At 44.4% G+C, this 15,283-nt stretch carries 9 protein-coding genes; 4 read left to right on the forward strand and 5 right to left on the reverse strand.

Going from position 1 to position 15,283, the window contains the following annotated elements; genetic code table 11:
- Window positions 1–40 precede the first annotated feature (40 nt).
- The 4 genes from ACIFSR_RS08575 to ACIFSR_RS08590 all read left to right on the forward strand — a co-directional run bounded on the left by ACIFSR_RS08575 (window position 41) and on the right by ACIFSR_RS08590 (window position 8,209).
- Window positions 41–4,336 (forward strand): endo-1,4-beta-xylanase, encoded by a 4,296-nt coding sequence (locus tag ACIFSR_RS08575; RefSeq protein WP_430056684.1) that lies wholly within the window; start codon window positions 41–43, stop codon window positions 4,334–4,336.
- Window positions 4,337–4,542: 206 nt separating this feature from the next.
- Complete coding sequence (locus ACIFSR_RS08580) at window positions 4,543–5,508, forward strand: ABC transporter permease (RefSeq protein ID WP_430056687.1); 966 nt, start codon at window positions 4,543–4,545, stop codon at window positions 5,506–5,508.
- 18 nt (window positions 5,509–5,526) lie between these two features.
- The gene (locus ACIFSR_RS08585) at window positions 5,527–6,405 is read left to right on the forward strand and encodes a carbohydrate ABC transporter permease (protein WP_339205509.1); all 879 of its coding nucleotides are present in this window, start codon (window positions 5,527–5,529) and stop codon (window positions 6,403–6,405) included.
- Between the two features lie 106 nt (window positions 6,406–6,511).
- On the forward strand, window positions 6,512–8,209 hold the full coding sequence (locus ACIFSR_RS08590; protein WP_339205508.1) for an extracellular solute-binding protein: 1,698 nt from the start codon (window positions 6,512–6,514) through the stop codon (window positions 8,207–8,209).
- A gap of 59 nt (window positions 8,210–8,268) precedes the next feature.
- Here the strand turns inward: ACIFSR_RS08590 and ACIFSR_RS08595 are convergent, their stop codons facing one another.
- The 5 genes from ACIFSR_RS08595 to ACIFSR_RS08615 all read right to left on the reverse strand — a co-directional run bounded on the left by ACIFSR_RS08595 (window position 8,269) and on the right by ACIFSR_RS08615 (window position 15,210).
- A complete protein-coding gene (locus ACIFSR_RS08595; RefSeq protein ID WP_339205507.1) occupies window positions 8,269–9,882 on the reverse strand; it encodes a response regulator in 1,614 nt (537 codons plus the stop codon).
- Window positions 9,860–11,572: a sensor histidine kinase gene (locus tag ACIFSR_RS08600; RefSeq protein WP_430056691.1), complete on the reverse strand. Its 1,713-nt coding sequence runs from the start codon at window positions 11,570–11,572 to the stop codon at window positions 9,860–9,862. Before ACIFSR_RS08600 ends, ACIFSR_RS08595 begins: the two co-directional genes overlap by 23 nt.
- 206 nt (window positions 11,573–11,778) lie before the next feature.
- The gene (locus tag ACIFSR_RS08605) at window positions 11,779–12,201 is read right to left on the reverse strand and encodes a DUF1284 domain-containing protein (protein WP_430056694.1); all 423 of its coding nucleotides are present in this window, start codon (window positions 12,199–12,201) and stop codon (window positions 11,779–11,781) included.
- A gap of 121 nt (window positions 12,202–12,322) precedes the next feature.
- Entirely contained in the window at window positions 12,323–12,841 is a 519-nt protein-coding gene (locus ACIFSR_RS08610; RefSeq protein ID WP_430056697.1) for a DinB family protein, read from the reverse strand.
- A 65-nt stretch (window positions 12,842–12,906) separates the two neighbouring features.
- The gene (locus ACIFSR_RS08615; protein ID WP_430056700.1) at window positions 12,907–15,210 is read right to left on the reverse strand and encodes an AraC family transcriptional regulator; all 2,304 of its coding nucleotides are present in this window, start codon (window positions 15,208–15,210) and stop codon (window positions 12,907–12,909) included.
- Between the last annotated feature and the right edge of the window lie 73 nt (window positions 15,211–15,283).

The raw sequence follows: 15,283 nt of genomic DNA on the forward strand, positions 1-15,283 counted from the left end.
TAGTTGCAGCGCTATGATCATCACATTAAGGAGGATTTATATGAAATTTACTAAACCGTTCGCATTATTTATCGCTTTTGTCATGCTTATCACTATCATTCTTCCTCCCTCTCAGCAGGTGTTTGCTAACGAGAGTAGCACAACCATTCTCACTTCAGATTTTGAGAATGGAACAACGCAGGGCTGGGCGCGTAAAGGAAACGAGTCGCTAACGGTCTCAGGAGATGAGTATCATGGCGGCTCTCATAGCCTGTATATTTCTGGGAGGAGTGAGGATTGGGAGGGACCCAATTACGTTTTAACAGAATTGTTGGCTCCTAACCGCACCTACTCCATTAGTGCTTGGGTGAAGCTATCCCCCGGTACAACGCCAGCTGATATTAAACTTACAATGAAGAGCAGCATTGACGGGGAAGACAACTGGGAGCAAATAGGCACGGCGGATCAGAATGCAGCATCGCAATGGACCTTAATAAAAAGGAATTATACGACAGGGAGCAAGAAGGGCGAATATGATCTTTATGCAGAAGCTACGGCGGGTACTGCCTTTTATTTTGATGATGTTTCCATAGAGCTTGTGCCTGACTCAGAGGGCCCGGTGGGCGATGATCGACTGCTTATCGATTTTGAAAATGGAACGCTTCAGGGGTGGTTGCCGCGAATCGGACATGAGGCGCTGACCGTTTCCGCAGCTGAAGCCTATAGCGGCAGCAACAGTATGCTGGTAGAAGGGCGGAGCCGTACGTTTCATGGGCCAGCACTTGAGCTCAAAAATCACCTTCAAAAGAACAAGGAATATGAATTAAAAGCCTATGTTCGATTAAAGGAAGAGCCAGCCTCTGACATCAAATTGCAAATGACGGCCTATAAGAAGTCCGGATCGGAGAGCTGGAATGCACTAGATACCATTACGATTAAGAAATCGGATTGGCAGCAATGGTATGAGCTTAAGGGACAGCTTAATTACAGCGATTCTCCTTCGGAGCTAAAACTATTCATCGAAACGCCTTACATTACGGAGAATACTCCAGATACGCTATCTTTTTATGTAGATGATGTAACCGTAGTCCCTGTTTCGGCGCTATCGATTCAAAACGATATCGTGTCCTTAAAGGATTATTTTAAGGATGACTTTCCAATTGGTGCTGCCGTCTATACGTGGCAAATGGAAGGAGCCTATGGGGAGCTTCTCAAAAAGCATTTTAACAGCATAACGGCAACGTATGAAATGAAACCAAAGTTTATTTCCCCAGCTGAGAATCAGTATACATTCGATGCAGCCGATCATTACGTGAAATATGCTCAGGACAACGGAATGGGGCTGCGCGGACATGCTCTTCTATGGCATATTGATGCGGCCGAGTGGATGTTTACGGATAGCAATGGACAGCCTGCCAGCCGCAACTTGCTTCTGCAGCGCCTTCAGTCTTATATAGAGACGGTAATGGATCGCTACAAAGGGAAAATAAACGCATGGGATGTTGTAAACGAAGCTATCGCTGACAATGGGGGAGATGCGGACGGTGTTAGAATTTCGCCCTGGTATAATCTCATAGGTCCTGATTACATCGAGAAGGCATTCGAATTTGCTCGTGCTGCGGACCCTGATGCCAAGCTGTATTACAATGATTACTTTACAGAGGTTCCAGAAAAAAGAGAACATATCTATCAATTGCTAAAGCGTCTCAAAGATAAAGGTCTGATCGACGGGGTAGGCTTGCAATCCCACTATGGGTTGGTTACGCCGCCAATTGAGGAAGTTGAAAAGACAATTAAGCTGTTTTCTTCGCTAGGGCTAGATATTCAGGTTACCGAGCTGGATGTTGATAGCGGAGTAAGCATGGGTACGCCTATGCCTGCTGACATAGCTGCAAAGCAAGCACATAGATATAAGGAATTGTTTGACTTATACAAAACCTATAAGGACAAGATTTCCTCTGTAACGATTTGGGGATTGCAAGACGAGAAATCCTACAACAATCAGGCTATGCTATTCGATGCGAATCTCCAAGCTAAGCTAGTCTACTGGGGAATTGTAGATCCACTGTCACTTCCGATTATTACAAACCGGGCGGTATCACTCATGGCAACGCCAACGGCGGGTGATCAGAATTCTACAGATTCCGTATGGAAAAAAGCTGTACAGACGCGGCTTAAACGCAACAGCAACGAGGCTGCAACGTTCCGTACCTTATGGGATATGACCAATCTTTATGTTCAAGTAGAGGTTAAAGATGCTACCCGTGACGCAGCGGACAAGATAGAGTTGTTTGTGGATGAGAATAATGGAAAGTCGGCGGTTTACGAGTCAGATGATCGTCATCTTACTTTTAATCGGTCAGGCGCTGAAAATGGCGATAGCAGCTATAAAATAAAAGAAACAGCAGCTGGTTATAAGCTAGAAGCCATTATTCCTTGGAAAGGCTTAGCGCAAGGAACGGAAGAAATCGGATTCGATATTCGTATTCAGGATGCATCGACAAGCGAGATATTGCCGGTTTATTGGAATGACAGCACATTAAGTCAAGACCTGGACACAAGCAAGTATGGCGTCATTCAGCTTGCAAGTATGCCAAAAAGCGCACAGTCGATAAAAGGCACGGCACGTATTGACGGACAAATGGAAAGCGAGTGGGAAAAGGCAAAGCCATTCGCTGTGGATCTAACTAATAATAACAGCAAAGCAACGGCTCAAGCTCGTTCAATGTGGACGGATGACAGTCTGCTTCTGTTAATCGACGTAACCGATCCTCTGCTTAAATCAGACGATCCGCAGCCATGGCTGCAGGATTCAATCGAAATTTTTATCGATGAAAATCATCAACGAACATCGACTTATCAATATGATGATGCACAATATCGGATAAATATTGATAATGTAGCTACCTTTGCTGGAAATGCTTCTCCTTCTCGTCTGGAGAGCGCAGTTGTAAGAACAGAGAAAGGCTACCGCATGGAAGTGAAGATCGCGCTGCCTGAGCTTCGTCCGAATAAAGATAGTGTAATAGGTCTGGACATTCAGGTGAATGACGATCAGGGCGGAGGAGTGCACAGCACCGCCAAATGGAACGATCCAACAAACGATTCATGGAGAAATACTTCCCAATTCGGCATTTTGACCTTTGCCGAATCAGAAAAGAACAGCGGCATCGATAATGGCGGTGACAAACCTGGAAGCTCAGGGCAATCTGGCAGCACTGCTGATCCTGTGATGACCATTACTCAGGAGAATTTTCAGAACGGGTCGCCTAATCGGGTAAGCATCAGCGTACAAGAAGGTAAGCATCAAGTACGGCTGCCACTTCAATTAGCTGGTCTATTAAAAGGTAGAGAGCTGGAGCTAGTCAAAGGGTCTACTGCACTAATGATTGATTCAAAAGTGCTCCAGCCCCTCATTGATCAGTTGAAGCCTGAATTTCGGAATGGAGCTGAGCTGTCGCTTCGTATGGAGCCTGCTAAAGAGGCTGCAGGCAGTCAGCAGCTACAAGGAGAGCAAGGGTTATCTGCGAAGTTTATTGGCGGAGAAAGCTGGTCCTTCGAACTGTCTTTAATAACGGGTGATGGTCGTGAGATTAAGGCGGGCACATTTGATGGAGCTGTCACCTTATCCTTCTCCTATTCAGCGGAAGCCAATATGAAGAAGTCGCTCTTCGGCATTTACATGCTGAATGAGCAGACCAATAAATGGGAATATGTAGGCGGGAAGAATGATGAAAAAACGAATCATATCTCTGTTGAGCTTGCGCATTTCAGTAAGTACGCGCTGCTTGAATATGATAAGAGCTTCAATGACGTTAATTCAAGCCACTGGGTATACGAGCCGTTGAAGGTGCTGTCTGCAAAACAAATTGTGAATGGCCAAACCGCTGCTCTCTTTGCTCCAGACAAATCTATTACGCGAGCGGAGTTTACCGTTCTATTGGTACGCATGCTTGGACTTAAAGAGCAAGGGGTCTCCAGTTTCATAGACGCTGCGGAAGGAACATGGTTCTCGTCGGCTGTTAATGCTGCTTTTAAAGCAGGGATTGTTAAGGGTGTGTCAGTGGATCGGTTTGCACCCCTTGCAAACATTACACGTGAAGAAATGGCGGTTATGCTTGCTAATGCTTATGCATACCAAGCAAAAACGAAACCAGAGGAGTCTAACGTCGAGCTATTATACGTAGACAAGGCTAACATCTCGGCATGGGCGAAGAACGCTGTTTCTATTGTTTCTTCGCATGGAATGATGAAGGGCAAGGGTGATTATCGTTTTGATCCTAGTGAGCATACTACTCGAGCAGAGTCAGTTCAAGCTTTATATAATATGCTCTTGATCCCGAATACAAGCAAATAATGAATGGTTTTAATGGCGCCAAGCTCTCTTCTATAGAAGGGGGCTTGGCGTTTTATTTGTATTCAATCAGCGCAAGCTCGGATATTAACAATTTGTTATCGATGCTTATGATTTATCATAGTAGCGTCTCTAGGCGCCACTTATAATGAGAACAGACGATAGGACAGATAGGATTTATGTCATTCAAACAGAAGGGAAGCACACAAATGAAGAAATCAATAACACCAGCAGATGCCCTTGCAGAGACCGCTCCACAGCTGTCTCAACGTACGGATCGCCGCTCCAAATGGCAAAGGGCGTTGGTGCTGGATGCGATGCTGCTGCCAGCGGTTATCCTTACTTTAATCTTTGCTTACATTCCAATGTTCGGACTCGTAATTGCTTTCCAAGATTTCAAGCCTTGGCTAGGATTTTCCCAATCCAATTGGATTGGCTTGGAGCACTTTCGTTACCTTTTCAGTACGCCAGAGTACGTACAAGTCATTTGGAATACCGTTATTATAGCCGGAATGAAGATGGTTTCAGGACTTATCGCTCCGTTTACCTTCGCTCTCTTGCTCAATGAAGTGAGAAAGGCGGCTTTCAAACGGACGGTACAAACGCTCGTTTACTTGCCGCATTTTCTGTCTTGGGTCATTTTAGGGGGAATCTTGCTGGACATGCTGTCCAGTGAAGGGCTCGTCAACCAGTTTCTAGGTGCGGTGTTCGGTTTAAAACCGATATTCTTCCTCGGCGACGGCAATTGGTTCCGATTTATCGTAGTTGTAAGCGATGTCTGGAAAGAGTTTGGATTTGGAACGATCGTATTCCTTGCTTCACTGGCAGGAATTAATCCGTCATTGTACGAGGCGGCGGAAGTAGATGGAGCGAACAGATGGCATCAAACCTTGTTCATTACCATCCCAGCACTTATCCCAATTACAATCGTAGTTGGAACACTATCTTTAGGTAATATATTGAATGCGGGCTTTGACCAAATATTCAATCTGTATAATGCACTGGTTTTCGACAAAGGGGATATTATTGATACGTTTGTCTATCGTATCGGTATCATAGACGGCAAGTTCGGATTCTCCACAGCAATAGGGCTTTTCAAATCGGTCGTAGGCTTCGTACTTATCGTCGCAGCTTACCGCTTGGCTTACAAACTGGCCAATTACCGTATTTTCTAGAAAGGATGAACCGACAGAATGTATCATAAATCGAACACCTACAAATTATTCACAGTGATCAACTATACGTTTCTAGCGATATTATCCATTGCTTGTATTATTCCATTAATTCACATTTTAGCTGTTTCATTCAGTGGGAAAGCGGCTGCGAACGCTAATTTGGTCGGATTGCTGCCCGTTCAGTTCACGGTTGAAGCCTATAGCAAGACATTGGAGAATGAGAATTTTATTCGCTCTTTATGGGTAGCTGTTCAGCGTACTACATTAGGCACGCTAATCAGTATGGTACTCGTTACGCTCGCGGCGTATCCACTATCTAAAGAAGCGCACCATTTCAAACGCAGAAGTATATATACTTGGTTTTTCGTCTTCACGATGCTGTTCAGCGGTGGCTTGATTCCCTTCTACATTCTTATTCAAAAGCTAAACATGATGAATACGCTTTGGGTGCTTATCATTCCTGGAGCCGTATCGGTATGGAATATGATACTCCTGCTCAATTTCTTTCGCGGGGTGCCTAAGGATTTGGAGGAAGCCGCATTCATCGATGGAGCCGGCCATCTGAGAACATTATTCAGTATTTATTTGCCAGTATCGATGCCTGCAATTGCTACACTATCATTATTCTCAATGGTTGGACATTGGAATTCCTGGTTTGATGGTCTAATTTTCATGACGGATCATAAAAACTATCCACTTGCGACTTTCCTGCAGACTATTATCGTACAGCAAGACTTCAGCAAAGTGACGGTGCGACCTGAGGATTTGGAAAATATTTCACAAAGAACCGTAAAGGCTGCGCAAATCTTTATCGGCATGGCACCCATTCTCCTTGTGTATCCTTTCCTTCAAAGATTTTTCGTCAAAGGAATTGTACTTGGCGCCGTGAAGGAATAATGGATTTGTTTCATGAGAGGGGTGTTGCTGCACAGTAGGATCTGTCTATGATTTGGTTGGAATGGTCAAAGCACACCAAATAAATTCAATTGGGGGGAATAAAGAAATGCTAACTAAATGGAAAAAGCCGGTTGTCATGGTCATGACAGGGGCAATGCTGATGGCATCGCTTACAGCTTGCGGCAGTAATAAAGACGGTCAAACAGAAGAAAAGGCCGGGGATGATTCCTTTTATTCAGCGAAGTTCGAGGACGGCAAATATGTGGAGCCTGTTTCCATTACGACGGTCTTCCCTATTACAACTAACTTGAAATTCAAAAATGGTGAAAACATTGATAACAATGTTCATACAAAGTGGGCAAAGGACACGTTGGGTATTGATATTAAGTACCTATGGACGGTTAGCGATCAAAACAATGCTTACCAAACGAAGCTTAGACTGATGCTTACCTCTGGACAGGAAATGCCGGATATTATTTCATTCCGGGGTGATCCAACACTCATTTCCGATTTGATTTCGAGCGGCCAGTTTACGGATGCAGGAGAACTGTTCGATAAGTATGCCTCCGATACTTATAAAGAAGCGATGGCACAGGATCCAACGGTTTGGAATCCGTACATCCGTGATGGCAAACGAATGGGAATTCCGATTTTGGAAAATGCGTACAACAATGATCCGGTTATGTACATTCGTGAAGATTGGCTGAAAAAATTAAACTTGCAGGCTCCTAAAACGATCGATGAGCTTGAAGTGGTCATGGACGCCTTTACTAACCAAGATCCAGACGGCAATGGCAAGAAGGATACGACTGCTTTATCCGTTGGCTTTAAAAACAATTTGAATACTTGGATGTCCGAGACAGGATGGGTGTTTGGAATGTTCGGCACCATGCCGAATCAATGGAACGTAGGAGCTGATGGCAAGCTTGCCTATGGTTCTATTCAGCCAGAGATGAAACCTGCACTCGCCAAGCTGCAAGATTGGATGAAGAAGGGCTATATTTCCCAAGAGTCGGGACTGTATGATGAAGTAAAAGCCTCAGAAGCTTTCACAGCTGGCAAATCAGGTATCATTGTTGGCCCTTATTGGATGACAGGCTGGCCAATTCCTGACCTGAAAACCAATGTCCCTACCTCTGAGTATAAGCCATATCCTCTGCCTGCTGGTCCTGATGGCAAGGTTGGCCGTCATGGCACTCCAATCAGCACAGGTGCGGTTCTTATTAATAAAAACATGAAAAATAAAGATGCATTCTTTGTTTACCAGAACTACCTGTTTGACAACTGGGCAAACCCGTCTGGGGATGGTCCATTCTCGAAAGGCTTCGCAAAAGGGTATGACTATGATATTGGTCCAAACGGCGAGATTTACCGCGAGCAGGACAGCGATAAAATCCCTGGAGGCTGGGTAGATGCCATTCGGTATACACTAACTTTCGATGGCGCTATCATTCCTTTCCTTCGTATCAACGGCTTAGCGAAGCTGGCGAACGGTGAAAAGCCGTCAACGCCGTATGAAGAGACGCTTACAACCTCTATTCCAGAGCAAATACAAGCGGCGAAGATTGTTATTGATCAGAAGGATGCTACTATGCCTAGTATGTTTACTGGTACTCCTACAGAGACACAGCTATCCAAAGGCGATATGCTAAGCAAGCTGGAGAAGGAAGTACTGAACAAAATTATTTACAATAAAGCTTCGGTTGATGAGTTTGATGCTTTTGTTGAAAGATACAATTCATCAGGCGGAACGAAAATTGCGGAAGAAGTTAACAAATGGTACGATGGGATTAAGTCCAAATAAATAACAGCAAGAAGGGCGGCTCATTCATGAGCTGCCCTTCTTGCTGTTATTTCATGTAGCTAGGTTTTATCCCGAAAATCCTGTGGAGTCATACCATAATGCTCCTTGAATACCTTAATGAAGTATTGTGAATTAGAATAACCGAGCTTATCCGAAATTTCGTACACCCGATCGGTTGAATTTCGGAGTAAAGCAACGGCATGCTCCATTTTCACACTGAGAATATACTCGCTCAGGCTGCTGCCGCTTAGCTGCTTAAACAGCTTGGATACGTAAACGGGATGAAGGGCAACATGATCGGCTATCGATTGCAGGCTGACGGATGACAGATGAGATGAAATAAATACTTGGATCTCTCGAATAATAGCTTGTTGTTGACTAGAAACGTCTTTCTCCAGCTTCTCCTTTAGTGTTAAGACAAGCTGTTTTGCCCATTCAATAAGCTGGGAAAGTGAGCGGAACGTTTGTCTATACACAAGCTCATTTCCCGCTACATCTGACAGGAGAACATTGTTTCTATGAGCTATGTAATGGAAGGAGGACATGAGCACCGTTCTTATCGCATCCAGATGCTCTTCCGTTTGCTCGGTTAAAGCGCTGAATGCTTCCTCAACTTGATCCAATCTGTCTTCAAATCCGTCCCATTGGCTGGTTTCCAGGAGATGGATGAACGTAGGTGGATCATATAATACGTTCATGGATCGAATGAAGGATACCTGTGGCGGCTGCTCGGCAAGTGCTAGAAAATAGCCTGTACCGTTTCCGACCTGCTTTCTAATTGCTGTGACTGCATTCTCATACATATGGCGAAGATCACTGCTGAATTTCCCCGGATAGGTAAGGATGACCGAAATACCGCCCCCCAAGTATTCATTCACATTACGATGCAATTGGAGTGAACGGCTGGTAAGTTCCTTTAATAGGCTTTCAGAGTTCTGAAAACCGTCTGTTTGCTTTGCTTTGAGCGTGAATATTAAATAATCATAAGCATCTCGGCAATGCCAAGTCTCGAAAGAATCCTCGAGCAGCTCGCAAGCGATGTTTGTCACTGCATATTCGAAAAGCAGTAGGCTGTTTTGTCCATAGCGGTTGAAATGCTCCTCCAGACGAATGACAAGAAGAAAGACATCGTCGTCTTTCCTATAGGTCAGCGAGTAACCGGAAAGCTTGTTTACAAGAGCCTCCTCAGAGTAACTCTTACCTTGCAGCAGCTCGTTAAGAAGCTTGTCCTTCATAACAGGAAGATGTTCCCGGAACGTGAACAATGCTTGCTCGTAGGACGCTGTCTGCTCCATCTCCTTTTTCATGGTATTGATCGTTTCTTCAAGGCAGAGGTCGAGCTTATTATGATCAAGCGGCTTAATTAAGTAGTCTACGACCCCTTGCTTTATCGCTTCTTGAGCATATTCGAATTCCGCATAACCAGTAAGCAGAATGCATTTAATCGTCTTGTTGAATTCTTTAACCCGTGTAATGAGCTCTAGCCCGGTCATTCCTGGCATGGCAATATCTGTAATGAGAATGTCAATAGAATTTCTTTCAATAATTTGAAGCGCCTGCATGCCTGAATAAGCAGTAAACACCTTTTCAACCCCATATTTGGTCCAGGGGAAGGCAATTTCTAGATCATCGACGACATAGGATTCGTCATCAACTAATAATACTTGCAGCATGGTTGTCCTCCTGCTTTTGAATTGTAATGATATAACAAGTTCCTTCGGATAATTTTGATTGAATAGTCAGCCCAGATCTTTTTCCAAAATATAGCTTGAGACGCTGGTGTACATTTCTCATACCTGTACCTACCTTATTCTCAGAAAATATGCGTTCCTCGATATGTTGATTAACGATAGAGAGTCTATCCTCCGCTATTCCGACGCCGCTATCTTGAATCAATATACGCAAGGACTGCTCATCCTCCTCCGCACTAATATTGATATGTCCGGGATGCAGAGAGGGTTCGATGCCATGCTGAATGCAATTCTCGACAAGCGGTTGAAGGATCATTCTAGGCAAGCGATACATACACATGGTTGGTGGGATATCAATGGAGAAGGTCATCGACCGTTTGCGCAACTGTAAAATGGACAAATAGTGCTCAACGAAGACAAGCTCCTCGTTAATGGTAGAATCGATATTTTCAATTTTTTGAACGTATCTGCAATAAGCACCAAGATGAAGCGTCATCGCAGTTACGGATTCATGGTCCTCGATGCTGGCTTTACTCTGAATATAATTCAAGCAGTTATACAAAAAATGGGGATTGATTTGAGCTTGGTATTGCTTAAGCCTTGCTTCGGTAACTTCCAGCTCTGCAACGAGCACCTGCTCAATGAGTCGCTGCGTATTCTCGGCCATACGATTAAAGGAGTTGCCAAGCATTCTGAACTCGGTTGCATGAAGATCGATTACACGACTAGAAAAATCACCGCGATCAAATTTGTCAATAGCCTTCCTTAGTACAATAACAGGTGTCTGCACTTGCCTGCGCAGCACGAGGCTATAAATCAGTGAAATAAGCAGCAGCACAATGATGGAAAATATAAAAAGAATATTATTTTGAGAAATAGGTTCAATGAACTGACGCATAGGGTGGTAATCTATAAAGTACAAATCAAGCAAGTCAGATTTCATATAGTTGAGCAGGTATTCAGTTCCGTTGTCGTCGACCGATAAAAAGCCGCTCTTGCCCTCAATTAACGGAATAATTCGGCCTGTCGTATCCTCTAGTAGAGGGGAATTGCCAGTTTGGATAATCGTTTTGTTAAAAGAATCATAAAGCAAAGGGGTTCCGGATGAGTACTGCTTCATCATTTTAAGCAGATTATCCAAAGACACTCTCGTTTCAATAAGCAATGGACCGATATGGCTGCGGGTCAAATTAGAATAATAGCCTGAACCATCCTTCTCCCAGTGCACGACCCACTTATTCAGCCGTTGGGAGGGCGGATTATAGGTTGAGAAGGATAATGTACTGTCGGAAGACACGGTTTCCTTCAAATCTGGGTAGTAGAGAGTGATCGTGTTGTTCCAGGATGTAGAGGCACTGTTGAGAGCGAGCTTGTCAATGATAGCTAATTTGGCCTCGTACTTGGAATAGGCATCCCCGAATTGCAGGACATAGGGATATCCCCTGACCGAATGGTCTTCAGACATGGTCGTTGTATTCATAAGGACTTGCTCGAACTGGGTGGAGAGCTGAGAGGTCATGAATTTGACTTCACCAATTTTATTTTTCTTTAGCTCTTCTTGGATATCCGTTACATTAAGTCGATATATAATCCAGAAAATAATGATGATTAAGAAGAACATGAGCAGTAACCCTAGCATCAGCTTTTGAAATATAGAAAGACTAGCATTCATGGTTAATATTCCTCCGAAAATATGAATAGCAGCATCTTCTATTTTACTATATTTTAATAAGCATAGTGGCAATTGCACAAAAAAATAGGCATTAAGCAGCTTGTTTTGCGCACTCGATAAAAGGCTGCGCCAGTTTCAGCGCAGCCTGTAGGGAATAAATAATTCAATTAGTTCTATTTAGCTGTATCGATGTTTTCTCTATCGGTCTACTTACCGCCTAATTTAGGTAATGGCTTGCCTTGTTTAACGAGGCCAACACCCTCCGCACAGACGCCATATTTCTCCCAAGGACAAGTCGTGCATAGATGACTGATGTCCTCAGGCACCATCGTTTCAGCTACGCGATCACATATAGACTGCCAGCTTCCTCGCTCAGCTACTTGGAGCCCAAGCTTTGTGAGTATCGCTGCATCCAAGCTGTAGACGGTTCCCTCGCAATGATAGGCTTTGTCCGGCGGATACGCTTTGCAAACATCGTCTGGGCCTAAAATAATTTCAATTTCAGTTTCAGGCTTTGCGAGCAGCAATTCGTAAATAGCAGTCATATTGACGCAGAAATCATCCGAATAACCCATACCTCGGTAGCCTAGTAGACAAAGCAGATGGTGTCCTCGTAATCGAATTGTCATAGAAGTACCGCTCCTCATGCAAAAAAATCCTATATGTTAACCATTTTATCATAATAAAAGGTTTACATATAGGATTTATCTAGCTATTCATTAGGTTAATGAGCGAATTAGAGTAAATGATTTATTTTTCTAAATATTTTTCTTGAATAATGTTCAAATGATGAGTCTCATGTCCAGCAATAATGTAAGCGAGAGCTCTAGCGGAGATATTGCCGCCATTAGCTACGCCAATGCGAAGCCATGCTTCATCCGACAAGCCGCGCAACAAAGCGAGAGTAGCCCGGCGAACCGAGATGTAATCCTCGATAATTTGTGATAAAGACCATTCTTGAAAGGTGGCGCCGTTCATAAATACGTCCTGATCATAGCCGGCAAGAGGTGTCTTGTCACCCCGTGCGATTCGAAGCAAACGGTAGCTCATGACGCGCTCATTATCCGAGATGTGACCGATGACTTCCTTAAGCGTCCATTTTCCTTCCGCATAGCGGTAATTAGCCTGCTCCTCGGGAATATCGGAAAGCAATTCAGTTGTGCTTGCGAGCTGTTTTGTAAGCCATTCCGTAACAGATCCTTCGCCTACTAGGCCGATATACTGTTCATAATAATCAAAGTATTCATCCCGTGACGGTCGTTGTGTCATGCGTAAAGCCTCCCATTCATATTGAAGAGCATTTATTTTCCAAAAGCTTTCATTATTTTTATCGGCTATCCACTGCGTTTTTTATAGCGGTATTGCCCTGGAGTAATTCCCTCTTGTTTGCGGAAGGAACGGATGAAGTTTTGCGGATTATTGTAACACAGCTTTGCAGCGATGTCTTTAATTGGCAGCTCGCTATCAGCGAGCCACTGTTTTGCCATTTTGAAACGGTACATCGACAAATACTCGCTAAACGAATATTTCGTCTCCTTGCGGAAAACGCTGCTTAAATAATTGGCATTATAGTGGAGCCGCGATGCACATTCTTCAAGCGTAAGATCGGTGTCGTAAAGATGCTGCACGAGGTCAATGATCTTCTCCGAAATGTTGTGGTACTGCGCCTCCTGACGATCCTTGAATATGTTGATCATCGGATAAACAACGCTAGTCCAGAACCAGTCATCGATCTCAGCAGAGGTATGCAGCCCAAGCAGCTCCTCCAGCAGGGAACCCTTTAACGGATGGATTTGATTTAGGCTTACGCCTGATTCCTGCATAACGATCAACAGATTATTGAGCAGCCGGGCAAGCGGAATTTGATATTCCTGCGGCGATAGCTCCACGACAAATACCGCCTGCAAAAAAGCTCGCAGCAGCTCCTTCGATTTATCCTTCTCGGCCAGCTTAATTGCATCGATAAGCTCATTCTCGATATGCCCTGGGTAGTTGAGATTCAAATAATGTTTGCCGGCATTCACATTCTCATACTGAATAATGATGCCTTCGCCTAATTTCATGCGCTGCTTCAGTGCCTCAAGGCCTTCTCTATACGCTGTCGACAGCGATGAGAAGGAGTCGAACGGCAAGCTCATGCCAATGCTGGCCTGCACGTTTAGGTAGCTTGCGATCTGCTGCTGCAGATGCTCTGTTAACGCATATTTGGCATTGTGGAAAGCGTCCTTGCCCACTTCTGCGCTGCCGATAATCGTCACAATCGTTTGATCCATAATGATCGGGGCAAGTCGCTGCTCGAAGGGAATAAGCTCCTCGATGATGTTATGGACAGCGAATAGGAGCAGCTCCAAATCACTTTTGGAGTAACGGCTGTTATCAGGAAAATCAATTTGCAGCGTAATCGCAGCCATCGTCTTCCACTCTTTTAGTTGAGAGTCATAGCCGAATTGAGCCAGCTTCTCCGGGATTTCACTTGACTTGATGTTGCCTTGGAAGGCTTTCATGAAGAAGAAGGTGCGCACTTGATGAATATGCTGCCTAACCTCTTTTTCAAGCTCGGTTTTGGACTGGAATAAATGGGTGACGCGTTCCCCAATCGCTTGAAATTCATTTGTTTTCCGCTTCTGAATGTCAGTCAGGCGCTCGCCGATTTGATTCAGCAGCAATTGAATTGGCGAATACATATGCCGAGAGCCGATCCAAGCGAGCAGCATGGATAGCGTGAGCATAAATAGACATACATAAAGTGTATACGTGCCAATTTTATTTGATTCCTTCGTCATGCCGGCAATGGACGTGGCAGAGAGATAGATCCAGCCGTTTAGATCGGAACGGTAATAGGTGACGGAATAATCTTTCTGTTCAATCGATTGTGTAAACTGTCCAGAGGGCTCAGTGAGCTGACCCATATGCAGTCCGCTCTCGAGCACAGGCTTGCCGATCAATGCTTGGTCGGGATGGAGCAGAATACGGTATTGATCATCCAAAATCATAATGGTCGAAAAAGGGTCCTCATCGCTCTTAAGCAGCTCCTGCAAGCTGCAGGTCGGAATGTTGGCGAGCGCCAAGCCGTATTTTTCAAGCCCATTCGTCGGCAGCTTCTTCACGAGGCTGATGCTGTAGCTGCAAGCAGCACTTTCCGCGGCTTCCTCACTATAAAACCAGCTGGATGGGTTAAGCACCCATGAGGTTCCTTCAGGCATTTGCATAAGGCTGGACAGCTCATCGAAATAAGCATATTGTTCAAACGAATATAGCCCGGAATTTTTGATCATCCAGTTATGGCGCTCATTGATCAGGATGACATCCTCAAGCTTGGTGTCAAAGGATTGCATATGGCGGATCTCGTTCCGCAGGTCATCATACATCACAAAATCGTTGACAGTTAGCGGCTGATTCATCGCTTTTTTGAGCACGGTCGAGTTAATAACCTGATTCAGCGTGTGGTTGACAGTCGTCAATTTCTGCTCTACATTGGAGTTGATTTGCATGATAAGCTGCATTTTCCCACGGTTTACATTTTTCTGAATTTCACTGGAAGAGGTCGCATACGAGAATGCGCCGATAAAAATGACGGGAAGCGTGCTGAGCAGAAAGCCGAAGATCGTCATCTTGCTTAAAAAGGTTAAAGATCGCACAGCTATCAACACCTTGTCTAGTAATGAGCGAGCATTAGCTTTATTTTAGTAAACGCATACATTTTGAGCAATA

The organism is Paenibacillus sp. NRS-1760 (genome assembly GCF_050467785.1).
Classification (GTDB): domain Bacteria; phylum Bacillota; class Bacilli; order Paenibacillales; family Paenibacillaceae; genus Pristimantibacillus.

Excerpts from the sequence above, each read along its gene's own strand:
- ACIFSR_RS08575 (WP_430056684.1), top strand. The coding sequence starts at position 41 with ATGAAATTTACTAAACCGTTCGCATTATTTATCGCTTTTGTCATGCTT.
- ACIFSR_RS08580 (WP_430056687.1), top strand. The coding sequence starts at position 4,543 with ATGAAGAAATCAATAACACCAGCAGATGCCCTTGCAGAGACCGCTCCA.
- ACIFSR_RS08585 (WP_339205509.1), top strand. The coding sequence starts at position 5,527 with ATGTATCATAAATCGAACACCTACAAATTATTCACAGTGATCAACTAT.
- ACIFSR_RS08590 (WP_339205508.1), top strand. The coding sequence starts at position 6,512 with ATGCTAACTAAATGGAAAAAGCCGGTTGTCATGGTCATGACAGGGGCA.
- ACIFSR_RS08595 (WP_339205507.1), bottom strand. The coding sequence starts at position 9,882 with ATGCTGCAAGTATTATTAGTTGATGACGAATCCTATGTCGTCGATGAT.
- ACIFSR_RS08600 (WP_430056691.1), bottom strand. The coding sequence starts at position 11,572 with ATGAATGCTAGTCTTTCTATATTTCAAAAGCTGATGCTAGGGTTACTG.
- ACIFSR_RS08605 (WP_430056694.1), bottom strand. The coding sequence starts at position 12,201 with ATGACAATTCGATTACGAGGACACCATCTGCTTTGTCTACTAGGCTAC.
- ACIFSR_RS08610 (WP_430056697.1), bottom strand. The coding sequence starts at position 12,841 with ATGACACAACGACCGTCACGGGATGAATACTTTGATTATTATGAACAG.